This window comes from Bradyrhizobium sp. IC4059 (assembly GCF_020193615.1).
GTDB lineage: Bacteria > Pseudomonadota > Alphaproteobacteria > Rhizobiales > Xanthobacteraceae > Bradyrhizobium > Bradyrhizobium yuanmingense.
The window spans coordinates 493137-519582 of record NZ_JADYVH010000002.1 but is presented as its reverse complement, the minus strand read 5'-3'; the positions used below and the strand labels follow the sequence as shown (position 1 = coordinate 519582).

Here is a 26446-nt window from a genome sequence, read left to right as displayed (position 1 = left end):
GAACGCAAGCGGCGGTCAGGAAGGCGGCAGAGGAGCGGACCCGGCCGCCGTTTACCGCTCCGTGAGGCTTTTTTGCTACGCCTTGGACAAAAGTAGCTGATGGCAGAACCGCGCTGCTGGTGAACGCGTATCCCCTTTGCGAGACTAACGTCTGATTTGGATAATGGATTCGAGGATGAACAGCGTGAACGGGTGGGGTTCGCCTGCCAAGCCGGCACGGCTGTGGCAGGTCGCCATGTTGACGGCGGCGGGTGCGATCGGCGCAACCAGCGAAGCAAACGCAGCATTTTATTACTGGACGGACTATTCCGACCGGCCCTACTACGCCCGGCCGAACCGGCTTCCCGAAATACCGCGCCAGAAGCCGCAAAAGCGCGGCGCCGCAAGCAAGAAGGACGTCGTTGTCGAGAAGGAAGCCGGCACCAAGCCGCAAGGGCCACTCGTCATTGTCGTCTCGATCGACCGGCAGAAGATGACGATCTACGACAAAGCCGGCGTGTTCGCGGAATCACCGGTGTCGACGGGCATGAAGGGCCACTCGACGCCGATGGGCGTGTTCAGCATCATCCAGAAGCACAAATTCCACCGTTCCAACCTCTATAGCGGCGCGCCGATGCCGTACATGCAGCGGATCACCTGGTCCGGCGTCGCGATGCATGCTGGCGCGCTGCCGGGCTATCCGGCCTCGCATGGCTGCATCCGCATGCCCATGGCGTTCGCGATGAAGATGTGGAACTGGACCAGGATGGGCGCGCGCGTGATCGTGGCGCCCGGCCAGGTGTCGCCGCAAAGCTTCTCCCATCCCGTGCTCGCCTCCATGCGCGTGCCGCCGCAGCCCGCCGCGAGCCTCGCGCCGCAGACCAATGTCGCTGACAAGGCCTATAAGGGCACGACCGAAGCCAAGCCGGTCGAGACCAAGACGGCCAGCGCCGACAGCGTGGTCGAGCTGCGCACCTCGGTCGGCCACACCGTGTTGTCGGACGTGACCACCGGCCATGCGGCTGCGCGCGAGGAAGCCGCGGCGACGGCCGACGAGGTCAAGACGGCCGAAGCGGCCAAGCCTGCGTCCGAAGACGCCGCCAAGCCGGCGACCGAGAACAAGCCTGCCGACAAGGTCGACCCGGTCAAAACGGAAGCCGCGAAGGCACCCGATGCGCCGGCGCTCGCCACCGCACCCGATGCAAAGAAGGACGAGGGCCGCCTCACCGATCCTGCGCCGGCGGCAAAGCCGGACACACCCAAGCGGGCCGGCCAGATTGCCGTCTTCATCAGCCGCAAGGATTCCAAGCTCTATGTGCGGCAGAATTTTGCGCCGCTGTTCGAGGTGCCTGTCACGATCGCCGCGAGCGACCGGCCGCTCGGCACGCATGTCTTCACCGCCGAGCTCGACAAGGCCGATGCCAACACGCTGCACTGGTCGGTGGTGTCGCTGCCCGTGTCCGCCCGTTCCGTGGCGCGCGAGGACGACAACCGCGTGGCGCGCCGCCAGCGCGGTGCCGCCGTGATCCCCGTCGCCGCAAAACCGGTGGTGACGCCGGACAGCCCAGCCGAAGCCCTCAACCGCATCTCGGTCCCCACTGAGACCATGGCGAAAATCAACGAGATGCTGACGTCAGGCGGCTCGATCATCGTCTCCGACCAGGGCATCAACCAGGGCGAGACCGGCGAAGGTACCGACTTCATCGTCCGCCTGTACTAGCTCTCTCGCAGGACCGATAACGCGGTGTTGACGCGCGAGGCCGCAGTGGCGGAGTAATCTGCCCTCGGATCATCTCGGGGGACGCCGTCATGATGAATCGCAGAACCGTGCTGAGCGTCACGCTTGCGGGCGCGTTCGCGCCTGTCACGCGCGCCCTCGCCGATGGCGCCATGAGCCGGATCTCGGCCTACGCCTTCTCCTTCCCCGCATTGTCAGGCGACGACATCCGCCTCGCCACGTTCACCGGCAAACCGCTGCTGGTGGTGAACACGGCCTCGCTCTGTGGCTACACGCCGCAATATGCCGGCCTGCAGGAAATCTGGAACGAGTTTCGCGGGCGCGGACTCACCGTGATCGGCGTGCCGTCCAACGATTTCGGCGGCCAGGAGCCGGTGGCAGCAGCGAGATCACGCAGACCGCTCACCACCAATATGGCGTTACCTTCCCGATCACGGCCAAGGCTGCGGTGGTCGGTGCGAGGGCGCATCCCTTCTACAAATGGGCCGCGGAAGCCCGACCGAAGGAAGTTCCGCGCTGGAACTTCCACAAATACCTGATCGGCCGCGACGGCTATATCGCGGAGGTATTTCCATCCGCCGTCGATCCGGCCGACACGCGGATCAAGACCGCGATTGCAAGGGCCCTGGCCGACACTTGACTCACGTGCACGACTCAAGTGCACGCCATCCGGCTGGGCACAATTGCGACGCGGCATCAAACAGCCGTTGCAATGGCGATGGCCCACCATCTAGGCTAGGATTGTTTTGGGCAGGACGGTTTTTGCCGCAGGCGAAAAGCCACGGCGGAACAACGGGATCAATCTCGAGGGACATCACCATGCGCGTGGCGGCAGGACTGATTTTAGCAGGTGCGATGTCGGTGGCGCTCTCCGGCGCCGCATGGTCGCAGACGCCGGCCGCGAAGCCCGCGGCCGCACCGCAAGCCGCGCCGGCGGCAACACCAGCGGCCGCAACGTCCCCAGGTCCAGCGCCCGCAGCAGCGGCTGCGGCGCCAGCGGGCTTCGTCAATCCGCCCCCGCCGAAACAGCCGCCGCAGCCGGCCCGCGCGGCCTGCAACACGCCGGGCGCCCTCGGCGTCGCCCGCACGGTCGAGATCGACACCACGGGTGGTCCCGGCTTCGGCTTCGAGCACTTCAAGGAGCTCGACTTCCTGCGTGACAAGGAGGTCGTGCTGACCTTCGACGATGGCCCCTGGCCGCGCAACACGCCCGCGGTGCTGAAGGCGCTCGCGGACGAATGCACCACCGGAATCTTCTTCATCATCGGCAAGCACGCGACCTACGAGCCGGAGGTCCTCAAGCAGGTCTACGCAGCCGGCCACACCGTCGGCGCCCACACTTGGTCGCACGCCAACCTCAACAACAAGAAGCTCAACGAAGCGCAGCGCAAGGACGAGATCGAGAAGGGCTTCGCGGCGGTGAAGTGGGCGCTCGGCGGCATCTCGCCCGCGCCGTTCTTCCGCTTCCCGGCGCTGCAGCATCCGCCCGAGATGGTCACCTATCTCGGCAACCGCAATGTCGCGAGCTTCTCCTGCGACATCGACTCGTTCGACTTCAAGGCTTCCAAGCCCGAGAAGATCGTCGAGACCGTGATGAAGAAGCTCGACACCAAGGGCAAGGGCATCATCCTGATGCACGACTTCCAGAAGCACACCGCGGAGGCCCTGCCCGAGCTGCTCAAGCGGCTGAAGGCCGGCGGCTACAAGGTGGTAGCGATGCGCGCCAAGTTCCCGGCCTCGACGCTGCCGGAATACGACCAAGAGCTGCTCAAGGATCTCAAGCTGCCGACGGTGAGCCAGCGCCCGGTCAATTCGGTGGTGACCACCGTTTCCGAATAGCCGTCGCACTTGTCTTTCCGTATCGAAGGCTACGTCATCGTCTCCGCGGACGGCATGCTCGCCGATCCGTCGCACATCATGCCTGAGACGTTGAAATTCGAAGGTGACAAGCGGTTCTTCGAGCAGGCGCTCGATCGCGCCGCGCTGATCGTGCACGGCCGCAACTCGCACGAGCAGCAGCCGAATTCGGCCAGCCGCAAGCGGCTGATCCTGACCCGCAAGATCAGGGACCTCACCGTCGATCCGGAGATGCCGAACGCGACGCTGTGGAATCCTGAGCATGCGAGCTTCGAGGAGGCCTGCGCCTTCGCCGACGTCGCATCCGGCATGGTCGCCGTCATCGGCGGACCGGTCGTGTTCGACCTGTTCATGGACCGCTACGACACGTTCTGGCTGTCGGAGGCTCCGCATGTGCGGCTGCCCGGCGGCGAGGGCTGCTTCGTCGGCGTGCCCCAGCGGACGCCTCACGAGGTGCTGGCTGCGCACGGGATGAGGCCGGGTGCGCCCTACCTCCTCGACGCGGCGCATGAAGTGACCGTGACCCCGTGGCGGCGGGGGTAGCCTGCCGGCAGTGGCGGCGCTTACGCCGGCTCCGACCCAAACTGGAAAAACAACCCCATGCACAGTACCTGCAACATCATACCGTTCCGCATATTGCTGATGTGCCGTGCTAAAATTGGTCCCGCCGCCGGCCAGCGCAAAGCCGGCTAGCATATTTGCCGAGACCCGAAAATCGGCCCCGACGGCGGTCGTGGCGCTATAGCCAACGTCCGCGGCGCGGCGTCAATACGAGCCAACGGCTGCGACACACCGCATCAATAGACTGAGACAAAAGAGCAAAAACTAACCCACGGCCAGAATGAGCGACGACTGCACGACGACTAGTCCGACGGACGCTTCCGGATTGAATGACGATGTCGCCCCGATATCGTCCCTGCTGCCGGCATTCGGCTTCAGCGCCGATCAGATGGAGACGGAGGCGAACATCGCAGCGTGGCGGGAAGCCGTCGCCACGCTGTTCGAGGTGGACGAGCTCGCCGCCGGCGAACCGGGCCCGTTTCGCGCCGACCTCAGCTCCTACGCCATGGGACCGGTGCTGATCGGGCTGAGCCGTGCCAGCGGCCAGCGTTTCCGCCGGACGGCCGAAACGATCGCGCGCAGCGGCGTCGACCACATCATCCTCCAGCTCTATCTGAAGGGCGGCTATGACGGCGTTGCCGGCACACGGCCGATGCGCGTACGAGCCGGCGACATCTGCCTGTTCGATCTCGCCCAGGCGCTGGAGACCAAGGCGACGGCGTTCGAGAATGTCACGCTGGTCGTGCCGCGCCCGATGTTCGCCGCCCATCTCTTGCGGGTCGATGATTTGCATGGCCTGGTGCTGCCGGGCAGCAGCGTGATCGCGCGATTGCTGGCGGGGCATCTCACCGCCCTGTTCGAATTTGCCCCGCGCATGAGCCTCGACGAATGCCAATCCGTGGTCGAGGGCACGGTGTCGCTGCTGGCCGCGTGCCTTCGCAACGAAATCGAACGGGGCGAGGCCGATGCCGACCATGGCGTCGCGGCAAGCCCGTCCTTGATGCGGATCCGCCAATATATCGAGGCTGGCCTTGCCAGCGAGGATCTGTCGGCCAATTCGATCGCCGCCCATTTCGGCCTGTCCCGGGCCTCGCTGTACCGGCTGTTCGCCCCGGTCGGCGGCATCGCCGACTACATCCGCAGCCGCCGGCTGCACCGCGCCTTCTTCGACCTCGCCAATTCGGGCGCGCGGGGCCCCCGGATCAGCGAGGTGGCACGGCGCTGGCAGCTCGGCACCGACGCGCATTTCACGCGCTCGTTCAAGGCCGCCTACGGCATCACGCCCCGCGCCGCACGGGAGGCCGCCCTGCTCGGCCGACAGCGCGGCAGCGATGGAGCGAGCAGCGCGACGATTTCCCGCTGGATGCGCGAGATCGCGCCGCCGAGAGCGGAGTGACCGCTAGACGTCGCCGTAGGCCGCCTCGGCCGGACGCGTGGTGCGGCCATAGCCGATGATCATGCAGAGCGCGCCGATGATCGAGAGGTTCTTGAGCGCGTCGACCAGCATCTTGGCGTTGTCGGGCGCCGCCATGTTCCAGAAATCGTAGAACAGGACGGTCGCGACGGCGACGTAGACGATCAGCAGCATCGCGAAGAAACGCGCGCCGAAATTCAGCGCGATCATCAGCCCTGCAATGATCTCGAGCCCGCCGATCGCGATCGCCAAGAGCTGCGGCGTGGTCATGGCGGTCGCCGTCTCGACCTGCTGGGCATAAGGCGCGACGACATCGGGCACCACGAGCTTGGTTGCGATGACGTCGGCGGTGGCCTGGATGGCAAACAGCTTGGTCGCGCCCGTGTAGATGAACAGCACGGCGAACAGGATTCGCCCGAAAGTCACGAACGCTGGCATGATCGGCCTCTTGGCAAGCTCAGAGCGCAGAACGCTTGAGGAGATTATGGAGAGTCGTGCGCCGGTTTACAAACGGGGAAATGGCGAACTGATAGGAATTCAAAATTGCCGGTCTCTTCCCTTCTCCCCCTTGTGGGAGAAGGTGGCTCGCCGCGAAGGGCGAGACGGATGAGGGGTATCTATCGGCACGGGCAACTCGCGAGATCCCGACTCGCGGAAACAGCCCCCTCATCCGGCGCCACGGCCGAAGCTTCGCTTCGGCGTCGCTAAGAACGGCGGCCGAAGGCCGCCTATGCCACCTTCTCCCACAAGGGGAGAAGGATTGCACCTCCAGCGGCGCGACAGCGGTGCCTTACGTAAACAACGTCGGCTGCTGCCGCGAGGCGCGTTCCTGCGCTTCCACCACGGCCACGGCCGTCATGTTGAGGATGCCGCGTGCCGTCACCGAGGGGGTGAGGATATGCGCGGGGCGCGCCGGGCCGACCAGGATCGGGCCGACGGGCAGCGCGTCCGCCAGCGACTTGATCATCTGATAGGCGACGTTGGCAGTATCCAGGGTCGGCATGATCAGGATGTTGGCCTCGCCCTCCAGCTTGGAATGCGGCAGCACCATCCTTCGCGCAGCTGCGGAGAGCGCGGTGTCGCCCTGCATTTCGCCGTCGGCCTCGATCTCCGGATGCTTGTCCTTCAGAAGCTGGGTCGCCAGCCGCATCTTGCGCGAGGAATCGGTGTCGTAGCTGCCGAAATCCGAATGCGAGACGAAGGCGATCTTCGGCTTGATGTTGAAGCGCTGGACGTGGACCGCGGCGAGCGATGCGATCTCGGCAAGCTCCTCCGCGCTCGGATTGGGGCGAACTTGCGTGTCGGCGATGAAGAAGGCGCCTTTGCTGGTGATCAATAGCGCCAGCGCCGCATAGTCGCTGATTCCAGGCGAGAAGCCGACGATCTCGCGGACGTGGCGCAGATGGCTCATGTAGCGGCCCTCGACGCCGCAGAGCATGGCGTCTGCTTCCCCGCGCGTCACCGCAAGCGCGGCGATCACCGTATTGTTGGTGCGCACCACGGTGCGGGCTGCATCCGGCGTCACGCCGCGGCGACCGGCGACCTCGACATAGGACTGCACGTAGGAGCGGTAGCGCGGATCGTCCTCGGGATTGACGAGGTCGAAATCCTTGCCGGCCCGGATCGAGAGGCCGAAGCGCTTGATGCGCGCCTCCACGACCGACGGACGGCCGACCAGGATCGGCCGCGCCAGCTTTTCCTCCAGCACGACTTGCGTGGCGCGCAGCACGCGCTCGTCCTCGCCTTCGGCATAGATCACGCGCACCGGCTGGGTCTTGGCCTTGGCGAACATCGGCTTCATGACGAGGCCGGAGCGGAAGGCGAAGCGCTCGAGCAGCGCGGTGTATTCGTCGAAATTGGTGATGGGGCGCGTTGCGACGCCCGATTCCATCGCCGCCTTCGCCACGGCCGGCGCGATGCGCAAGATCAACCTGGGATCAAAGGGGCTCGGGATCAGCGAGCCCGGACCGAAGCCCTGCGTCTCGCCGGTGTCGAAACCCTGCGCGACGGCATCCGACGGCGCCTCGCGCGCGAGCTGCGCGATCGCCTCGACGGCGGCCTGCTTCATCTCCTCGTTGATCGCGGTGGCGCCGACGTCGAGCGCCCCACGGAAGATGAAGGGAAAGCAGAGGACATTGTTGACCTGGTTCGGGTAGTCGGAACGGCCGGTGCAGATCATGGCGTCGGGGCGCGCCTTGCGCGCCTCTTCCGGCATGATTTCCGGCACGGGATTGGCGAGCGCCATGATCAAAGGCTTGTCGGCCATCGCCTTGGCCATCTCCGGCTTGAGCACGCCCGGCGCCGAGAGCCCGATGAAGATGTCGGCGCCGCCGATCACGTCGGCGAGCGTGCGCTTGTCGGTCTTCTGCGCATAGACCGCCTTCCAGCGGTCCATCGAGGTGTTGCGGCCCTCGTGCACGAGGCCGTCGATGTCGCAGACCCAGATGTTCTTGCGCTGCGCGCCCATTGAGACCAGGAGATTGAGTGTCGCGATCGCCGCGGCCCCTGCCCCCGACGCGACGATCTTGACCTCGGACAGCTTCTTGCCGTTCAGCCTCAAACCATTGGTGATGGCGGCGGCGACGATGATCGCAGTGCCGTGCTGGTCGTCGTGGAAGACCGGAATCTTCATGCGCTCCTTCAAGCGCGCTTCGATCTCGAAGCATTCCGGTCCGCGGATGTCCTCCAGATTGATGCCGCCGAAGGTCGGCTCCAGCGCGGCCACGGTCTCGACCACACGGTCGATGGTGTCGGCGGCGATCTCGATGTCGAACACGTCGATGCCGGCGAATTTCTTGAACAGGACCGCCTTGCCTTCCATCACCGGCTTGGAGGCCAGCGGACCGATATTGCCGAGGCCGAGCACCGCGGTGCCGTTGGAGACCACGGCAACCAGATTGGCGCGCGTGGTGAGCGTGGCCGCCTCGGCCGGGTTCTTGGCGATCTCGGTGCAGGCCGCGGCGACGCCTGGCGAATAGGCCAGCGCAAGGTCGCGCTGGTTGGCAAGCGGCTTGCTTGCCTGGATCTCGAGCTTTCCAGGGCGCGGCAGACGGTGGTAGGCGAGCGCCGCCTGGTGGAGATCATCAGAATAGGACGACATGCGGTGTCTCGCCTCGCGTTACCGGCCTCAAAAATGCGATTCGACGGCCCAAGCGGACCGTATTTCCGGGTCATGGAAACGGGATGAAGCACGGCCGAAGGCCCGGTGGCAACATCCGATTGCATCCCCGTCAACAGGGCGCGCCGTCAAATATTTGAAACCATAGCTTTCTCTGGACCGCGCGGCGTTTCGCGAATATGGCAGGTTGCGCGATCCAAAATCGGCAATCGGAGCTGGGAATGAAGCGAATCCTGATCGGCCTCGTCGTGGCAGCGGTGCTCGCCGCGGGCGGATGGTTCGGCTTCAATCTGTATGTGCAGAACCGGGCGACCGCCGAGGTCGAGGCGGTGTTCGCGCAGATCCGCTCGGGTGGGGGCAAGGCGAGCCATGGCAAGATCGGGTTCGAGCTCGCGACCCGGACGCTGACGGTGGAGGACATCAAAGTCGAGCCTGCCCAGGCGCAGCTCGCCACCTTGAAGGTCGCCAAGATCACGGCCGTCGGTGTGCGCCAGCCGGACGAGGCTCGTTTCTCGGCCGACAGCATCGAGGCGTCGGGCGTCGAGGTCGGCTTTACATCCACCGAGCGGATCACCGTGAAGGCGAACTACAAGCTCCCGCAGATCACCGCGCGCAATTTTTCCGGCCCGACCCGCGCAGAGGGCACGCCGGTGACCGGCTCGATTATCGACATGTACCGCTTCATCCTCGCGCAATACGCGAACATCTCGGCGTCGGAGATCGCGGTGCCGACCCTCGAGGTCAACGTCGATGCGGGCGGCAATGCCGGCGGCGGTGATTATGTCTATTCGGGCGTGTCCATCCAGAACGTCAACCGGGGCAAGATCGAAACGGCGAAGATGGACCGCGTCGCCCTTACGGTCGACCTGACCCAGCCGGGCAGGCCCGCGAAGATGACCGGCGAATTGTCCGGCCTGGCCATCTACGAATTCGACCCAACCGCCGTGAGGGCTGCGCTCGATCCGCAAGGATCGAACGACGACAATTTTCACAGGATCTATCGGCGCATCTCGGTCAACTCCTATGTCGTGACGGCGGCTCCCGGCATGCGCATGCAGGTGGACGGGTTCACCTTCGACGACATTGCCATCCGGCCCTCGAAATTCCGGCCGGCCGAGATCATCGCGCTGGTGCCGGCCGACGGCTCGATCCCAACGCCGGCACAGTCGCGTGACATGATCGAGAAGGTGGCCGACCTCTTCGACGGCTTCCAGATCGGCAAGGCCGAAATTGGCCGGCAAACGGCCGAGACGCCGCAAGGGACGGGACGGCTCGACGCGGTCAAATACGATCAGGACAGAATAACGCTGGAGGGCCTCGACATCCCGATGCCGCAGGGCCAGTTCAAGATGGACCGCTTCGCGTTGAAGTCCTTCAGCGTGGCAAATCTGATGCGCTGGGCGGCGAGTCTCCAAACGCCGGGACGGCCGCCCTCGCCCGATCAGATGGTCGGCCTATTCCGCGTGCTCCAAGGTGCCGAGATCAAGGGCGTGGTCTCGCCGTACAAGACGACGCGGCAGCTCTTCACCATCGATACGATCAGCCTGAACTGGGGGGAGTTCGTCGGGCCGATCCCGAGCAAGGTCAATCTGGTCGTGAAGATGGTCGCGCCGACCGATCCCGCCAATCCGGGGCTGCAGCCGCTGATCGTGGCAGGCGTGGACAAGCTGGCGATCGATCTGGATCTCGGCGCGGCCTGGACGGAATCGTCGGGCGCGTTCGCGCTCGCCCCCGCTACGCTCGATCTCGGCAACCTCGCCAGGCTGCAGACCCGCGTCGCGCTCGTCAATGTGCCGCGCGGCCTGTTCACGACCGACCCGGCGCAGGCGATGGGTCAGGCAGCGCTGGTCGAAACCGGCGCGCTTGAGGCCTCGCTGCGTGACGGCGGCGTGGTCGATCTCGTCGTGGCGCAGTTCGCACGCATGCAGAATGTCAGCCGCGATGCTGCCCGCAGCGCCATCGTCGCGATGATCAGGGCGCAAGGCGAGAAGATCGCAGGGACCAATAGCGATGCCAGGGGCGCGGTCGACGCGCTCGCCGGATTCGTGGAAGCGCCGGGGCAGACGCTGACCATCAAGCTGACGCCCCGCGCCAAGGTGCCGTTGATGCAATTGATGCAGCTCTCGCAAACCGACCCGCAGAGCGCGCTGGCGCAGTTCAGGATCGAGGCCTCGACGGGGCTATAGTTCGATCTCCCGGATGCGGCTCGGGAGGGCTTCAACTCGTGTCGTCAGTGAAGTCCCGTCGGTCCGGGGCGACCGGGCATGCAGTCTTTCATCGTTCCCCCCTTCAGGAGGCGGCAGTCCCAGTAAAAGTCGAGCATCATGCCGGCGATAAGCAGCGCAATCACTGCCAAGACTAGGGCGGCGACGCGACTGTTGCTCATTGAGCTCTCCGTCCACGACGCGACCTTAGATCGATGTCACGATTAACGTCAACTTGAACACGACGAAGACGAAAAGAGCAAGTTCACCGGAATTCTTGGGCCCCAGCTCAGCAGCGCATCACTCGCGTGCCGCGCTGCGTCCGGGGCACCAGACTAGAAACCGTCAAATTCACTTCTGCGGCAGGTTGACCCGCACATGCAGCTCGCGGAGCTGTTTTGTGGTGGCTTCCGACGGAGCGCCCATCAGGAGGTCCATGGCCTGCTGGTTCATCGGGAACAGCGAGATCTCGCGCAGATTCGTGGTGCCACAGAGCAGCATCACGATGCGGTCGACGCCGGCGGCCATACCGCCATGCGGCGGCGCGCCGTACTGGAAGGCGCGGTACATGCCGCCGAAGCGGTCGACCACTTCCTGCTCGCCGTAACCTGCAATCTCGAACGCCTTCACCATGGCTTCCGGCACGTGGTTGCGGATGCCGCCCGAGGCGATCTCGTAGCCGTTACAGGTGATGTCGTACTGGAACGCCTTGATCGTCAGCGGATCCTGCGACTTCAGCGCCTCCAGGCCGCCCTGCGGCATCGAGAACGGGTTGTGCGAGAAGTCGACCTTCTTGTCGTCCTCGTTGTACTCGTACATCGGGAAGTCGACGATCCAGGCGAGCTCGAACCGCTCCTTGTCGGTGAGGTTCAATTCCTCGCCGACCTTGTTGCGGGCGAGACCTGAGAACTTCCAGAACTTGTCGGGATCGCCGGCGACGAAGAAGGCGGCATCGCCTTCCTTGACGCCGAGCTGCGCGCGGATCGCGGCGGTGCGCTCGGGCCCGATGTTGTTCGCGAGAGGACCTGCGCCCTCGCCGCCCTCGCGCCACATGATGTAGCCGAGGCCGGGCTGGCCCTCGCCTTGCGCCCACGAGTTCATGCGGTCACAGAAGGCGCGGCTGCCGCCGCCCGGTGCCGGGATCGCCCAGACCTGGTTCTTGGGATCTTCGAGCATGCGCGCGAACACCTTGAAGCCGGAGCCGCGGAAATGCTCGGAGACGTCCTGCATCTCGATGGGATTGCGCAGGTCCGGCTTGTCGCTGCCGTACTTGAGCAACGCCTCGGCGAACGGAATCCGGCGCCAGCCCTTGGTCACCGGCTTCCCCTTGGCAAACTCTTCAAAGACGCCCGTGATCACAGGCTCCATCGCCGCGAAGACGTCTTCCTGCGTCACAAAGCTCATCTCGACGTCGAGCTGGTAGAACTCACCGGGCAGACGGTCGGCGCGCGGGTCCTCGTCGCGGAAGCAGGGCGCGATCTGGAAGTAGCGGTCGAAGCCCGACATCATCAGCAGCTGCTTGTACTGCTGCGGCGCTTGCGGCAGCGCGTAGAACTTGCCGGGATGGATGCGCGACGGGACGAGGAAGTCGCGCGCACCTTCCGGCGAGGACGCGGTCAGGATCGGCGTGTTGAACTCGAAGAAGCCCTGCCCCTCCATGCGCCGGCGCATCGACTTGATGATCTCGACGCGCGTCATGATGTTCTGGTGCAGCTTCTCGCGACGCAGATCCAGGAAGCGATACTTGAGGCGGATGTCTTCGGGATATTCCTGGTCGCCGAACACCGGCAGCGGCAGGTCGCCGGCCGGTCCCAGCACCTCGATCTCGCTGATGTAGACCTCGACCTTGCCGGTCGGCAGGTCGTCATTGTCGGTGCCATCGGGGCGGCGGCGGACCTTGCCGTCCATCTTGACCACGAATTCCGAGCGCAGCTTTTCGGCCAGCGAGAATGCCGGCGAGTCCGGGTCGACCACGCACTGGGTCAGGCCGTAATGGTCGCGCAGGTCGATGAACAGCACGCCGCCATGGTCGCGGACGCGATGGACCCAGCCGGAGAGGCGGATGGTCTCGCCGATGTTGCTCTCGCGGAGCGCGCCGCATGTATGTGACCGGTAGCGATGCATGGTCGTCCCAAAATCAATGTCTGAAGGAAGCGAATCGAACGGCCCGTGATGGCCGGTCCGAAGTTGCGGCAGGGTTTACCCCGGCAGGACGGGGGCGGCAACCAAGGGAACGGCCGGATTTGGACCTCAGATGCCCATTTTTGGCTTATCCGGGGGCGAACCTTTGCCGATTGACGTTCCAGCCCTATCTTGAGGTCATGACGGTGCATTTCCCCTTCCAGAACTCCTATTCGGCGCTGCCGGACAACTTCTTCGCCCGCGTCGCGCCGACCCCCGTCGCCGCGCCCCGGCTGATCAAGCTGAACCGGCCGCTGGCGGTCCAGCTCGGGCTTGATCCTGATGTGCTGGAGACCCCTGAAGGCGCGGAAATCCTGGCCGGCAAGACGGTTCCCGCCGGAGCGGATCCCATCGCCATGGCCTATGCCGGGCACCAGTTCGGGCATTTCGTGCCGCAGCTCGGCGACGGCCGTGCCATCCTGCTCGGCGAGGTTATCGACAAAGACGGCGTCCGCCGCGACATCCAGCTCAAGGGAAGCGGCCCCACCCCATTCTCCCGCCGCGGCGACGGCCGCGCGGCGCTCGGCCCGGTCTTGCGCGAATACATCGTCAGCGAGGCCATGTTTGCGCTGGGCATCCCGACCACGCGCTCGCTCGCCGCGGTCGTCACCGGTGAGCACGTCATCCGCGAGACCGCGTTGCCCGGCGCGGTGCTGACCCGCGTCGCCTCCAGCCACATCCGCGTCGGCACCTTCCAGTTCTTCGCGGTCCGCCGCGACACCGAGGCGATCCGCCGGCTCGCCGACCACGTCATCGCGCGTCACTATCCGGAGCTGCTTCAGGCGGAGCGGCCGTATCACGCGCTGCTCGCCGCCGTGGTCGCGCGCCAGGCCGAGCTGATCGCGCGCTGGCTGCTGGTCGGCTTCATTCACGGCGTGATGAACACCGACAACAGCTCGATCTCGGGCGAGACCATCGATTATGGTCCGTGCGCCTTCATGGATTCCTACAATCCTGCCCAGGTGTTCTCCTCGATCGACGAGATGGGCCGCTACGCCTATGCCAACCAGCCGCGCATCGGCTTGTGGAATCTGACGCGCCTCGCCGAATGCCTGCTGCCACTGTTTTCGGACGAGCAGGAGAAGGCGGTGGCCGAGGCGCAGGACATTCTCGGCGCGTTCTCCGATCAGTTCAGCGCCGCCTATCAGGCCGGCCTGCGGCGGAAGGTCGGCCTGTTCACCGAGCGCGACGGCGACGATGCGCTGATCCAGGACCTGCTGGATGCCATGGCCAAGAACCAGGCCGATTTCACCCTCACCTTCCGCAAGCTGGGCGACGCCGCGGCCGATGAGGGCGCCGACGTGCGCGCGCAGTTCATGGAGCCCGCAGCCTTCGACGAATGGGCCGGCCGCTGGCGCGCGCGCATCGCGCTGGAGCCACAGAGCGCAGCCGAGCGGCAGGCCGCCATGCACGCGGTCAACCCGATCTTCATCCCGCGCAACCACCGCGTCGAGGCCGTGATCCAGGCCGCGGTGAACGACGAAAATTACGCGCCGTTCGAGGAGCTGGTGAAGGTGCTGGCGAAGCCGTTCGAGGACCAGCCGGAGTATGCAGCCTACGCCGATCCGCCGCTGCCGGATCAGCGCGTGTTGCAGACGTTCTGCGGGACGTGAGGCAAGCGGAATATGCATCCCGAATGGCGCCTCGAAGTGGCGGAACTACTTGTTGCCCGACGCTATTCGGAAGCGCTCACGCTGGTTCGCCAAGCGATCGAGGAAGGCAACATGTCCGCACGCGTGATTCTCGCGAAGATGGGCGAGAATGCAGGCCTCGTGCGTGATGAGGTCGATCGTCTGATCGATGAGGTCGAAACTACCATGGCCCCCGCAGACGTCGAAACGCATCTCGAATTGAGTAGCGCGTATGACCGAAGGCTCGGCAACCTCCCCTATCTCGAGAAGGACAGGCGGTGCTTCGATCACCTGCTGAAAGCGGTCGAACTCGGAGCCGGACCGGTTTACACGACCGCGCTGGCCATCAAATACGGGATGGGCACGCTGTCCGTTGAGGCCAATCAGGACGAGGCCGTCCGCTGGCTCAAACATGCAATCCAGCAAGGTAGCGTTGAAGCCGCCGATCAATTGCAGAGGCTCTATCGACACATCGAGCAAACGCGGCGCAAACGCGAGATCTCCGGCAGCAATGCGTCCGCCCACTCGGTCACTCTGGTCCAGCGAACTGAGAGCGATCGGTCGTGATCACGCAACTCCCGGACGACTTTCGGTTCTCCGGACCCGAAATGCCGCTCTGCTCCCTCGCAATTCGGATCGCAGACCTCGCAAAACGCTTCGGCTTCACGTTGATCCATTATCAGGACGACGGCCTCGGCTGGGCCGCCTCGATGTTCGTGAGGCTGGAATCCGGGCGGCCCCTCTTTCTGACCGAGCACGCGCATGCAGTCGAGCACCTCGGCGCAAAGGGCCCTGTGGTCGAGGTTGATGCGCAAGATATCGCGGAGATCGATGTCAAACCATTTGTCGGCGAAGTGTTGGAGGCTTTCCAGCTGTCACTCCAGGATGCCGACTGGATCACGCCGGTCGACAGGGCCTATGCGCGCGATTGGATCCGCTGGTGGGCCGACCATGTTGCGAAGCGAGATCGAGCGGGCAACGGAGAGTCGCCGACATGAATGATCCACTCACTGCCAACGAGATCGAGGCGATCAAAGCGCGATGCGAACAGGCTACCGCCGGTCCGTGGAAATCGTTCATCGAGACGCGCGAGAATATCAGCGGATCTGACTTCATCCAGACCGAAGGCGAGGATATTTACCTCACCGGCGCAACGGAAGCCGATCAGGACTTCATCGCTCACGCGCGGCAGGACATTCCAAGACTGATCGCCGAAATCGAGCGTTTGCGCACGATCGATCGTTAACCCCCTACTTCGTCGCCTTCCTGACGCCGCCGAACGATGCCACGTCGAATTTCTGAGGATCGACGGTCTCGTAGCGTGACCACTCCATGTCCGGCATCTTGCCGTAGCGTTCGCTCCAGGCCTTGTCCGTCGTCGTGTTGCCGGGAGCGACGGGGCGAAGCTCGAAATGCAGCACCTTGCTCGGGCCGATCTCGCCGATCGTATCCTTCGCTTTGACGGTCGCTCCCACCCTAAGTGTCTCGCCTTTCGGACCGACCACGCGGCCGAGCTGGACGTAGCGCGTGTAGACGATGCCGCCATTGGGATAGGTGTGCTTGAGCACGACGTATCGGCCGCAGCCGCCGATCCCGGGGAAATCGGCCGGCGCCTGCTCGCCGGTCTCGATCTTGACGATAACGCCGTCCGCCATCGCTGCCACCGGAGCGCCCGGCTTGTCGGCGGTGAAATCGACACCGGGATGCTCGTCGTGAGTCCAGCATCCGCAGGATGTCATCGTCGTGTCCGCCGGCTTGTCGGCACGTGGAAAGCTGCGCGGGGTCAGGAATTCGTTGACCAGCAGTCCCGGCCCGTCAGGGGACGTGAAGGCATGGATCGCATAAAGCGAGAGCTTGTCCCCGACCGGCACTTCGCCCGGCAGGAAGCCGTAGACCACATCCTGGATAAAGACCTTGAGCTCGCGCCCCTTGGCGGAGCGCACCGTGATGCAGTTGGTCGCCCGCAGGCTGTCGGCATCCTGCTTGGGCATGCCGCTCATGATCAGAGACCGCTTGAGCGCTCCGTTGGCACACGGCTCGCCGTGAGAGGCCAGCGTGACATCGAGCTTCAGCGGCGACATTGGGTAGACGTCCATGCCGGTGGCGGGCCGCCGGCGCGCCAGGAATTCGTCGAGATCGGTCTCCTTGTAGCGGGCGAAGTTGAACTCGGCCGCGGTCGCACGCGGACCGGTGCTCAACACGGCAAGCAGGACGGAGAGAGCAAGCAATCCCAGCTTGCGGAAGACTCGCGGCGGCATTGGGGAAACTCGTGATGCAAATGAGGCTTGGACCCAGCAAACCATGACCGCATCTTCACGGCAAGGTAGCTCCTTCACTGCAGCGCAATCGTGAGGCGCCGTCCGCGTCGCATCTGCCCCCGGAGGCGTGTCCACATCTTCAGCAGGCCGCGGGAACCGCTGTCATCAAACTGAAACACACGCGCTCTAACGGGCTGACAGCGCCGTCTTGCCGGAGGCGCCGATCCTCCCACCGTCTCCATTTAGGCGCGCCATGCCCTTTAAATTCATCCACCTCACCGACACGCATCTCGCGAACCCCGGCTCGATGCTCTATGGCCTCGATCCGCGCGCCCGGCTGGATGCGGCGATCGCCGACATCAACAAGCACCAGTCCGACGCTGCGTTTGCGGTCGTGACCGGCGATCTCACCCATTGGGGCGAGCCTGAGTCCTACGCCAACTTCGCCGAGGCGATGACGGCGTTGAAGATTCCCTACATCGCGATGGTCGGCAATCACGACAAGCGCGTCACCTGCCTGGACGCGCTGAAGGCGGCGCCGCGCGATGCCAACGGCTTCGTGCAGGGCACGCGCACCACCGAGCACGGCCTGTTCGTCTTCCTCGACACGCTGGACGAGACCAGCCATGCCGGCGAGATGTGCGCAAGGCGCCTCGGCTGGCTGGCGAGCACGCTCGCCGCCGCATCCGCCGACCAGGAATTCGTCGTGTTCATGCACCATCCGCCTTTCCCGGTCGGCGTCCACGCCATGGACGAGATCGCGCTGAAGCAGAGCGCCGAATTCGCGGAAGTCATCGCGCCCTATCGCGCGCGGATCCGCCACCTCTTCTTCGGCCATGTGCACCGGCCGATCTTCGGCAGCTACGGCAAGATCCCGTTCTCGACGCTGCGCGGGACCAACCACCAGGTCTGGTTCGAGCTTGACGTTGCGGCCAGCGAGCATCTCGCCAGCCACGAGCCGCCGGCCTATGGCGTCGTGCTGATCGACGACGAGAACCTCGTCGTGCACAGCCACGATTTCCTCGACCAGAGTCTGCGCTTCCCCTTCGAGCCGCCGGCAGGAGTGGACGGCCGCGACTACGCGCTCAATTTCCGGGCGCGATGAGATGAGCCTCGCTGAACCCGCGGCTCTCCCGGTCGCGACGTCGGCGGCACCGCGTCTACACCTCCTGAAGCGGTTCACGAGCCGCGTCAAGGCTTCGCTGCCGGCCTATCTGCTGCTCCTGCCCTCGCTGGTCTTCCTCGCGCTGTTCACCTATGGCGCGATGGGGCGCGTGCTGATCGATGCGCTCTATCAGCGCGCGACGCCGAAGGCGCCGGTGCGTTTCGTCGGCTTTGAGAACATCAGCGCGGTGCTTGCCGACCCCGCCTTCGCAGGCGCCGTCGTCAACAATTTGATCTACGCCTTCGGCACGGCGGTGCCGAGCATTGCGCTTGCGCTGTTGTTCGCGCTGGCGCTGTCGCGCACCAACGCGGTGACCAGCGCGCTGCGTGCCGCGCTGTTCCTGCCGGTGCTGATCCCCATGGTTGCGGCCTCGGCGCTGTTCCTGTTCATCTTCCTGCCGAATGTCGGCCTGCTCGACTATTACATCGGCCGGCTGCTGCCGGTGCTGCCGAACTGGCTCGGCGATCCCGACATCGCGCTCTACGCGATCATGGTCATCACGGTCTGGAAGAACGCCGGCTATTACATGCTGTTCTTCCTCGCCGGCCTCCAGGCCGTGCCCGAGGACGTGATGGAGGCCGCGCATCTCGACGGCGCCGGACCGTATCGGCGGCTGCGCCACATCATCCTGCCGGAGCTCAAGCCCACCTTCCTGTTCGTCACCGTCATCGCCACGCTGAATGCGGTGACGCAGGTCGACCACGTCTTCGTCATGACCCAGGGCGGGCCGTCCAACGCGACCAATCTCGTGCTGTTCTACATCTACCAGCAGGCGGTCGAGCACTACGACATCGGCAAGGCCTCGGCGGCGACGCTGCTGACGCTGGCCGCGCTGATGGCCCTCACCGCGCTGTCCTTCCGCACCATGGCGAACCGCGAGGGCGGGCCATGAAGCTGATCGATACACTGTGGAAGGACGCCCCGCTCGCCACCCGCGGCGAGATCACGCCCAAGCTCGGCTTCGCCCTGACCGTGCTGCTCGCAATGGTCTGGCTGATCCCCTTCCTGTGGATGGTCGTTGCGACGCTGCGGCCGGCCTCCGACGGCATCAACACCATGGCCGAGCTGATGCCGAGCCTCAAACCCACGCTCGACAATGTCAGAGACGCCTGGGAGATCGGCGATTTCCCGCGCTACACGCTCAACACCACGATCATCTGCACCGGCATTTTGCTGGTGCAATTCGTCACGATCACGCTGGCGGGCTTTGCCTTCGCGCGCCTGGATTTCGCCGGCAAGACGCCGATCTTCTACCTGTTCCTGATGCAGCTGATGCTGGTGCCGGTGCTGCTGATCGTGCCGAACCTGTCGCTGGTGGCGCAGCTCGGTCTCTACGACACGCTCACCGGGGTGATGATGCCGTTCTTCGCCTCGGCCTTCGGCACCTTCCTGATGCGCCAGGCGTTCGAGGCCATTCCGACCGAGCTGGAAGACGCAGCCCTGATCGACGGCGCGAGCCTATTCCAGCGCATCCGCCACATCTACGTGCCGCTGTCGATGCCGAGCTTCTCGGCCTTCGCCATCATCTCCGTGACCAGCCACTGGAACGACTTCCTGTGGCCCCTGATGGTGATCAATTCGCCGGACAAGCGCCCGCTCACGATCGGCCTCTCCGTCTTCACCAAGACCGCCGAAGGCACGCAGGCCTGGGGCACCATCGCCGCCGGCACGCTCATGGTGATCGCGCCGCTGCTCGTCGCCTTCCTGATCTTCCAGAAACGCTTCATCAGCTCTTTCGTCACCTCAGGCATCAAATAGGAGATTTTCCGATGCTGTTCTCCCGCAGGCTCATGCTCGGCCTTGCCATGGTAGGCACAATGGCAGGCGCCCTCGCCGTTCCGGCCAAGGCCGAAGGTCCGACCGAGGTCGACCTGTTCTTTCCCGTCCCCGTCGACGGCAAGCTCGCCCGCGACATGGGCACCCTGATCAAGGAGTTCAACGAGACTCATCCCAACGTCAAGGCGACCGCGGTCTACACCGGCTCCTACGACGACACGCTGATCAAGACGCGCGCCGCGATCAAGGCCGGCAAGCCGCCGGCCGCCGTGATCATGTCAGCGAACTTCCTGCTCGACATGCAGATCGAGAACGAGCTCACCAATCTCGATGCGCTGATCAAGGCCGACGGCACCACCAAGGACCAGTTCCTCGGCCAGTTCTTCCCGGCGCTGCACGGCAATGCCGTGATCAACCGCTCGGTCTACGGCGTGCCGTTCCACAATTCGACGCCGCTGCTCTACATCAACGCCGACAAGGCCAAGGAAGCGGGCCTTGATCCGAGCAAGCCGCCGCAGACCTGGGCCGAGCTCACCGACTGGGCCAAGAAGCTGACCAAGCGCGAGGGCGACAAGGTGACCCAATGGGGCATCGCGATCCCCTGCGCCTACGACTATTGCGGCTGGATGATGGAAACGCTCACCATGAGCAATGGCGGCCGCTACTACAACGAGGAGTTCGGCGGCGAGGTCTATTACGACACGCCCTCGATGCTGGGTGCACTGACCTGGTGGAATGACCTCATTTACAAGCACAAGGTCCACACGCCCGGCGCCACGCCTGGTCCCGCCGTCAGCACCTCCTTCATCTCGGGCAATGCCGCGATGATGATGCTGTCGACGGGCTCGCTCACTTACGTGCGCGACAACGCCAAGTTCCCCTACAAGGTCGCCTTCATCCCGCGCAACGTCCGCAACGCGGTGCCGATCGGCGGCGCCTCCCTGATCATGCCGGCCGGGCTTGAGGCCGACAAGCAGAAGGCCGCCTGGACGCTGATCAAGTGGATGACCTCGCCCGAGAAGAGCGGCTGGTGGAGCCGCGCCACCGGCTATTTCGCGCCGAACATGGCCGCCTACAAGACGCCGGAGATGGTCGAATTCCTGGCCAAGAACCCGGACGCCAAGACCGCCGTCGAGCAGCTCGACGTCGCAAAGCCGTGGTTCGCGACCTACAAGACCGTGCCGGTGCGCAAGAACCTCGAGGACGAGGTGATGCTGGTCCTCAACGGCAAGAAGCAGCCGAAGGAAGCCCTCGCCGCTGCCCAGAAAGCCGCCGACGAGACGCTCAAGCCGTACAACGCTGAGACGTCGCTGAAGCTGCCGTAAAATCGGTAGTCCATCGCACGAACAAGCTTCGGCGCCCCGTCATGCCGGGCGCCGAATGCGTTGGGAATGTGCTCGATCAGATCGTCACCACGATCTTGCCGAACTGATCGTTCGACTCCAGAAACCGATGCGCTTCGACGATGTCCTCGAAGCGGAACGTTCGGGCGATGACAGGCTGCAACGTGCGATCCGACAGCCCGTCGAGAATGAACGCCTTGGCCTGCGCGAGGCGCGCGGGATCGCGGATGATCTCGTGCACGAGGTAGCCGCGCAACACCAGGCTCTTCGTCAACACGTTGAATAGCGGAAACGGCGTCGGCTCAGGACTCAATCCACCATATTCGATCAGGATTCCGCCCGGCGACATGGCCGCGGTCAGCGGCTCGAACGCGGGACCACCGACGGCGTCGAAGACGACGCGGACCCCGTTTGATCCGGCGATCGCCTGCAGCCGCGCCCGAATGTCGTCTTCGTCGGAGGCGACGACGTGGGCCGCGCCGGCATCGCGCAAGGCCCGAAGCTTGGCCGAGGTCCGCGTCAGTGCGACCGCGGTCGCGCCGGCCCGGTTCGCAATCTGAATCGCCGCAATCCCGACGCTGCTGGATGCAGCGGTGATGGCGACGATGTCCCCTCGACCAAGTCGGGCGATGTCGACCAAAGCGCCGTAGGCCGTCAGATACTGCATCCACACGGCCGCCGCCTTCTTGAAGCCGAGCTCCGGCGGATGTTTCACGATGAGTTCGGCCGGAAACGTCGCGAGCTCGGCATAGGCCGGCCATCGCACCATCGACAGCGGCGGCACGATGCTCACGATATCGCCTGGCACAAAGCTCGTCACATCGTCCCCGACCGCTTCGACGATGCCGGCCGCCTCCAACCCCAGCCCCGACGGAAATGTCGCGCGCTCGATATAGGTCCCCCTTCGCAACAGGGCCTCGGCGCGATTGAGGCCGAGTGCCTTGACCCGGATCTGCACCTCGCCCGTCGCCGGTGGCGGAACATCGATGGTCTCGATGCGCAGCACGTCGGGACCACCATGGCGATGAAAGCGAACGGCGCGGGCCATGGATGCACTCCAAAACAGTTGAACTGAATAGAGCTATGCCGTTCCGTACGAAGGGGATAAATCGCCGAAGCACGCCAACAGTCGAAACCAGGAGTTTCCAATCATGGACCGCCTGACCAGCATGGCCGTCTTCGTCAGGGCCGTCGATCTCGGCTCGTTCGCGGCTGCGGCCGACGCCCTGGAGATGTCGGGGCCAATGGTGGGCAAGCACGTCCGCTTCCTCGAAGAACGCCTCGGGGCACGGCTCCTCAACCGCACCACGCGGCGCCAGAGCCTGACCGACGCCGGCCAAGCCTACTACGAACGCTGCCGCGCGGTGCTGAGCGAGGCCGACGCCGCAGATAGCGTCGTTGCCGACCAGTTGTCGGAGCCGCGCGGCAGGCTGCGCGTCACCATGCCGGCCCTGCTGGGACGGCACTGCATTGCGCCGTTGCTGATGAAGCTCGCGCGGAAATATCGGCATCTCGAACTCGACCTCTCGTTCGGCGATCCGATTGCCGACATCGTCGAGGCCGGCTACGATCTGGCAATCCGAACCGGCGATCTCGACGACCAGTCCGGCCTGATCGCACGGCGCATCGCAAGCCAGCGCATGGTGGTATGTGGCGCGCGGTCGTATTTGCGCACGAGCGGCAAGCCGAAATCGCTCGACGATCTCGCCGCCCATCAAGCGATCATCTATCGCGGCTCAGGGCGTGTCCGGCCGTGGCTCTTTCCGCAGGAGGGCGCGCCTCCGCGCGAGATCATGCCATCGGGCCGGCTCCGACTCGACGACCTGGAGGCGATTGCCGATGCCGCGGCACAAGGCATGGGTCTCGCCTGGCTTCCCTATTGGCTGGTCCGCGAGCGCCTCGACACGGGTGCGCTGGTCAATCTCTTCAGCAGTCAGCCCCAATTCCTCTACGAGTGCCACGCTCTCTGGCCGCGCTCACCCCGGCTGCCGCCGAAGGTGCGCGCCGCCGTGGACATCCTCGCGACCGGCTTGCCGAAGCTGATGGCGTGACCATGGCTGCCCCAATTAACTTCTCGTCCACCATCCGGCCCGGCCTGGCGCCGGTAACCACGAGAATTAACAGACCCTCAACGCACCCCCGACAAATCTATCAATGTTTCTGGAGATTTCGCCGTGGATCTGTTGGTTTTCGAGTTCCTGGGATTGGCCTTGGTCGCCATGTGCGTGATCGTGGTGGCGCTGCCCTGCGCCCGCAAATCCTCGCACCGGATCCGTTACGAATAGGAATTTCGTCGGAAAGGGACGATTCCGGCCCGATGCAAGGCTCGAATTCGCTTAGAGCCCCTTGACATCACAGCACTTTCGGCGGAACGGCTGATACCAAGTGTCATGGGCCGTTCATGGATTTAATTACCACCACCGCTGACCTCGCGGCTGCCTGCAGCCGGCTGGCCAAGCACCCCGTCATAACAGTCGATACCGAATTCCTGCGCGAGACCACTTACTACCCGCTGCTGTGCGTGGTGCAGATGGCCAGCGCCGAGGAAGCCGTGGTCATCGACACCCTGGCCGAGGGGATCGATCTCAAGCCGTTCTTCGAGCTGATGGGCAACGAGGGCGTGCTCAAGGTGTTTCACGCCGCCCGCCAGGACATTGAGATCATCTGGCACCAGGCGGGCATCATCCCGCACCCGGTGTTCGACACCCAGGTGGCTGCGATGGTGCTCGGTTACGGCGACAGCATCGCCTATGACGCCCTGGTCGAGAAGGTCACCGGCCACCGCCCGGACAAGACCCACCGCTTCACCGACTGGTCGCGCCGGCCGCTGACCAAGGAGCAGATGCATTACGCGGTCTCCGACGTCACCCATCTGCGCGACGTGTTCGCCGCGCTCGACGCCGACCTGAAGAAGCGCCGCCGCAGCGAATGGGTCTCCATCGAGATGGAGGTCCTGACCTCCCCCCGCACCTATGATTTCCATCCCGAGCGCGCCTGGGAGCGCCTGAAGACGCGGGTCCGCAAGCCCAAAGACCTCGCGGTGCTGATGGAGGTCGCGGCCTGGCGCGAACAGGAGGCGCAGAGCCGCGACGTGCCGCGCGGCCGCGTGCTGCGCGACGAAGCCGTCACCGATATCGCGACCCACGCGCCGACCACGCTGGAGAAGCTCGCCCATCTGCGCTCGGTGCCGAAGGGGTTCGAGAAATCCAAATGGGGCGCGGACATCATCGCCGCGGTCGAGCGGGGGCTGGCGCGGGACTTCTCGAAGCTGCCCAAGCTGGAGAAACCGCGCAACAATTCCAACGGCGCCGCCATCGTCGAGCTGTTGAAGGTCCTGTTGCGGATGACCGCCGAGCGCCACGCAGTCGCAAGCAAGGTGATCGCGACCGTCGACGACTTAGAGGAGATCGCGGCGGACGATGAGGCCGACGTGCCCGCCTTGCGCGGTTGGCGCCGCGAGCTGTTCGGCGACGCCGCGCTGAAGCTCAAGCGCGGCGAGCTCGCGCTCGCGATCGAGAAAGGCCGCGTGATCGGGGTGCAGCGGGCGTAGGGGCACGCTGTCGCGCCGATTTCCCGTCATTGCGAGCCAACGGCTCCGCGCGAAGCGCGGCCCGATGACAGGTTCAGGGAAGCAATCCAGAATCCCTCGTCGGAAACAGTCTGGATTGCTTCGTCGCAAGAGCTCCTCGCAATGACGACGTGAGAGCGACGAGCCTTACGCCGGCGTCAGCTTCGCCACTTCGCTCTTCATGTCGTTCAGCACGCCGGAGATCGCGTCCACCAGTTCGTCGATCTGGGTCTTGGTCGTGATCAGCGGCGGGCAGATCGCGATGGCATCGAGCATGTTGCGCGAGATCACGCCGCGCTCCTGGAGCATGCGGCTGGCGATGCCGCCGACGGCGCCCGGCGTAGTGGCGGCGGTCTTGCGCGCCTTGTCGAGCACGAGCTCGAGCGCGGCGATCATGCCGACGCCGCGGACCTCGCCGACCAGCGGGTGGCTGGCGAGTTCACGCAAGCGGCCCTGCATGTAGCCACCGAGCTCGGCCGCGTGTGCGACTAGGCCGCGCTCCTCGATGATCTTGAGGTTCTCCAGCGCAATCGCCGAGCCGACCGGATGGCCGCCTGCGGTGAAGCCGTGGCCGAGCACGCCGATCTTGTTGCTCTCGTCCGCGATCGGCTCGAACATGCGGTCGTTCAGGATGATCGCCGAGAGCGGGAAATAGCTCGATGTGATCTGCTTGGAGACGACGATCGCATCGGGCTTGATGCCGTAGGTCTCGCAGCCGAACATCTTGCCAATGCGGCCGAAACCGCAGATCACCTCGTCGGCGACCAGAAGAATGTCGTACTTCTTCAGGACCTTCTGGATCTTGTCCCAATAGGTCGCCGGCGGCACCACGACACCGCCCGCCCCCATCACCGGCTCGCCGAAGAACGCCGCGATCGTATCCGGCCCTTCCTTCTGGATCAGGGCGTCGAGCTCCTCGGCCCGGCGCGTGGCGAAGGCTTCCTCGCTCTCGCCGGGGGCGCCGTCCTTGTAGAAGTGCGGCGAGCCCGTATGCAGGATGTTCGGCAGCGGCAGGTCGAACGAGCGGTGGTTGTTCGGCAGGCCCGTGAGGCTGGCGGATGCGATGGTGACGCCGTGATAGGCACGCAGGCGGCTGATCACCTTCTTGCGCTGCGGTTGGCCGAGCGCGTTGGAGCGATAGGCGATCAGCTTCAACACGGTGTCGTTCGCTTCCGAGCCGGAATTGGTGAAGAACACCTTGCTCATGGGCACCGGCGCGAGCGCGACCAGTTTCTCGGCGAGGTCGATCGAGGGACCGTGCGATTTGGCGGAGAACGTATGGTAGAACGGCAGCGCCTGCATCTGCTTGTGCGCCGCCTCGACCAGTCGCTTCTCGTTGAAGCCGAGCCCGACGCTCCACAGGCCCGCCATGGCTTCGAAATAGCGCTTGCCCGACGCGTCGAAGACGTAAGGCCCCTCGCCGCGCTCGATCACCAGCGGACCGGCCTGCTGATGCGTGCGCGCATTGGTGTAGGGATGGAGCTGATAGGCCACATCCCGGGCCTCTTGCGAATTGGGCAGCATGGACATTTGCGATGATCCCTAAAAGCGTCACGCCGCCGGCGGGCCGGCGTCATCACTCGATGGCGAGTACTTGTCTCAAGTACTTGGCTATTGCCACGACGCAAAACTTGCAATGCCAATTCGTCGGCG

At 64.8% G+C, this 26446-nt stretch carries 22 protein-coding genes and 1 pseudogene; 16 read left to right on the top strand and 7 right to left on the bottom strand.

Features of this window, described 5'->3' with window-relative positions; genetic code table 11:
* The first annotated feature begins 175 nt into the window (after positions 1-175).
* From I6F12_RS08400 to I6F12_RS08380, 5 genes and pseudogenes are all read left to right on the top strand, one after another.
* Positions 176-1699, top strand: a complete 1524-nt coding sequence (locus tag I6F12_RS08400) for a L,D-transpeptidase (RefSeq protein WP_225155955.1) — start codon at positions 176-178, stop codon at positions 1697-1699.
* A gap of 89 nt (positions 1700-1788) precedes the next feature.
* Positions 1789-2357: pseudogene (locus I6F12_RS08395) on the top strand (glutathione peroxidase).
* A gap of 179 nt (positions 2358-2536) precedes the next feature.
* Positions 2537-3556, top strand: a complete 1020-nt coding sequence (locus I6F12_RS08390) for a polysaccharide deacetylase family protein (RefSeq protein WP_225155954.1) — start codon at positions 2537-2539, stop codon at positions 3554-3556.
* Between the two features lie 9 nt (positions 3557-3565).
* Positions 3566-4117, top strand: a complete 552-nt coding sequence (locus I6F12_RS08385; protein WP_225155953.1) for a dihydrofolate reductase — start codon at positions 3566-3568, stop codon at positions 4115-4117.
* A 298-nt stretch (positions 4118-4415) separates the two neighbouring features.
* A complete protein-coding gene (locus I6F12_RS08380) occupies positions 4416-5531 on the top strand; it encodes a helix-turn-helix domain-containing protein (protein WP_051056837.1) in 1116 nt (371 codons plus the stop codon).
* Positions 5532-5534: 3 nt separating this feature from the next.
* Here the strand turns inward: I6F12_RS08380 and I6F12_RS08375 are convergent, their stop codons facing one another.
* A complete protein-coding gene (locus tag I6F12_RS08375; protein ID WP_036000486.1) occupies positions 5535-5987 on the bottom strand; it encodes a DoxX family membrane protein in 453 nt (150 codons plus the stop codon).
* Between the two features lie 352 nt (positions 5988-6339).
* Complete coding sequence (locus I6F12_RS08370; protein WP_225140286.1) at positions 6340-8649, bottom strand: NADP-dependent malic enzyme; 2310 nt, start codon at positions 8647-8649, stop codon at positions 6340-6342.
* A gap of 239 nt (positions 8650-8888) precedes the next feature.
* Here I6F12_RS08370 and I6F12_RS08365 point away from each other — a divergent pair, with 239 nt between their 5' ends.
* On the top strand, positions 8889-10853 hold the full coding sequence (locus I6F12_RS08365) for a hypothetical protein (RefSeq protein ID WP_225155952.1): 1965 nt from the start codon (positions 8889-8891) through the stop codon (positions 10851-10853).
* Between the two features lie 44 nt (positions 10854-10897).
* Here the strand turns inward: I6F12_RS08365 and I6F12_RS08360 are convergent, their stop codons facing one another.
* A complete protein-coding gene (locus I6F12_RS08360) occupies positions 10898-11053 on the bottom strand; it encodes a hypothetical protein (protein ID WP_158284410.1) in 156 nt (51 codons plus the stop codon).
* Positions 11054-11222: 169 nt separating this feature from the next.
* Positions 11223-12995, bottom strand: a complete 1773-nt coding sequence (gene aspS / locus I6F12_RS08355; protein ID WP_225155951.1) for an aspartate--tRNA ligase — start codon at positions 12993-12995, stop codon at positions 11223-11225.
* Positions 12996-13192: 197 nt separating this feature from the next.
* On the opposite strand from aspS, the gene I6F12_RS08350 reads away from it, so the two are divergent.
* From I6F12_RS08350 to I6F12_RS08335, 4 genes are read left to right on the top strand one after another with little or no spacing between them, the layout of a single operon-like run.
* Positions 13193-14665 (top strand): protein adenylyltransferase SelO, encoded by a 1473-nt coding sequence (locus I6F12_RS08350; protein WP_225155950.1) that lies wholly within the window; start codon positions 13193-13195, stop codon positions 14663-14665.
* Positions 14666-14677: 12 nt separating this feature from the next.
* Positions 14678-15250 carry a hypothetical protein gene (locus I6F12_RS08345; protein WP_225114143.1) on the top strand — a complete coding sequence of 191 codons (573 nt, stop codon included), beginning with the start codon at positions 14678-14680 and terminating at the stop codon, positions 15248-15250.
* Entirely contained in the window at positions 15247-15681 is a 435-nt protein-coding gene (locus I6F12_RS08340; RefSeq protein ID WP_225114144.1) for a hypothetical protein, read from the top strand. Before I6F12_RS08345 ends, I6F12_RS08340 begins: the two co-directional genes overlap by 4 nt.
* On the top strand, positions 15678-15929 hold the full coding sequence (locus I6F12_RS08335) for a hypothetical protein (RefSeq protein ID WP_225155949.1): 252 nt from the start codon (positions 15678-15680) through the stop codon (positions 15927-15929). Before I6F12_RS08340 ends, I6F12_RS08335 begins: the two co-directional genes overlap by 4 nt.
* A 4-nt stretch (positions 15930-15933) precedes the next feature.
* Here I6F12_RS08335 and I6F12_RS08330 read toward each other — a convergent pair whose 3' ends face one another.
* Positions 15934-16941 carry a M23 family metallopeptidase gene (locus I6F12_RS08330; RefSeq protein ID WP_225155948.1) on the bottom strand — a complete coding sequence of 336 codons (1008 nt, stop codon included), beginning with the start codon at positions 16939-16941 and terminating at the stop codon, positions 15934-15936.
* Between the two features lie 253 nt (positions 16942-17194).
* On the opposite strand from I6F12_RS08330, the gene I6F12_RS08325 reads away from it, so the two are divergent.
* From I6F12_RS08325 to I6F12_RS08310, 4 genes are read left to right on the top strand one after another with little or no spacing between them, the layout of a single operon-like run.
* A complete protein-coding gene (locus I6F12_RS08325; protein ID WP_225155947.1) occupies positions 17195-18046 on the top strand; it encodes a phosphodiesterase in 852 nt (283 codons plus the stop codon).
* A gap of 1 nt (position 18047) precedes the next feature.
* Complete coding sequence (locus I6F12_RS08320; protein ID WP_225155946.1) at positions 18048-18998, top strand: sugar ABC transporter permease; 951 nt, start codon at positions 18048-18050, stop codon at positions 18996-18998.
* On the top strand, positions 18995-19864 hold the full coding sequence (locus I6F12_RS08315) for a carbohydrate ABC transporter permease (RefSeq protein ID WP_225155945.1): 870 nt from the start codon (positions 18995-18997) through the stop codon (positions 19862-19864). Before I6F12_RS08320 ends, I6F12_RS08315 begins: the two co-directional genes overlap by 4 nt.
* 11 nt (positions 19865-19875) lie before the next feature.
* Positions 19876-21207 carry an ABC transporter substrate-binding protein gene (locus I6F12_RS08310; protein ID WP_057028986.1) on the top strand — a complete coding sequence of 444 codons (1332 nt, stop codon included), beginning with the start codon at positions 19876-19878 and terminating at the stop codon, positions 21205-21207.
* A gap of 76 nt (positions 21208-21283) precedes the next feature.
* On the opposite strand, the gene I6F12_RS08305 is transcribed toward I6F12_RS08310, so the two are convergent.
* Positions 21284-22273, bottom strand: a complete 990-nt coding sequence (locus I6F12_RS08305) for a zinc-dependent alcohol dehydrogenase family protein (RefSeq protein WP_225155944.1) — start codon at positions 22271-22273, stop codon at positions 21284-21286.
* 103 nt (positions 22274-22376) lie between these two features.
* On the opposite strand from I6F12_RS08305, the gene I6F12_RS08300 reads away from it, so the two are divergent.
* Both I6F12_RS08300 and rnd read left to right on the top strand, forming a co-directional pair.
* On the top strand, positions 22377-23276 hold the full coding sequence (locus tag I6F12_RS08300) for a LysR family transcriptional regulator (RefSeq protein WP_225155943.1): 900 nt from the start codon (positions 22377-22379) through the stop codon (positions 23274-23276).
* A gap of 350 nt (positions 23277-23626) precedes the next feature.
* Positions 23627-24775 carry a ribonuclease D gene (gene rnd, locus I6F12_RS08295; protein WP_036000537.1) on the top strand — a complete coding sequence of 383 codons (1149 nt, stop codon included), beginning with the start codon at positions 23627-23629 and terminating at the stop codon, positions 24773-24775.
* Between the two features lie 165 nt (positions 24776-24940).
* On the opposite strand, the gene I6F12_RS08290 is transcribed toward rnd, so the two are convergent.
* Positions 24941-26323 carry an aspartate aminotransferase family protein gene (locus I6F12_RS08290; protein WP_225155942.1) on the bottom strand — a complete coding sequence of 461 codons (1383 nt, stop codon included), beginning with the start codon at positions 26321-26323 and terminating at the stop codon, positions 24941-24943.
* Between the last annotated feature and the right edge of the window lie 123 nt (positions 26324-26446).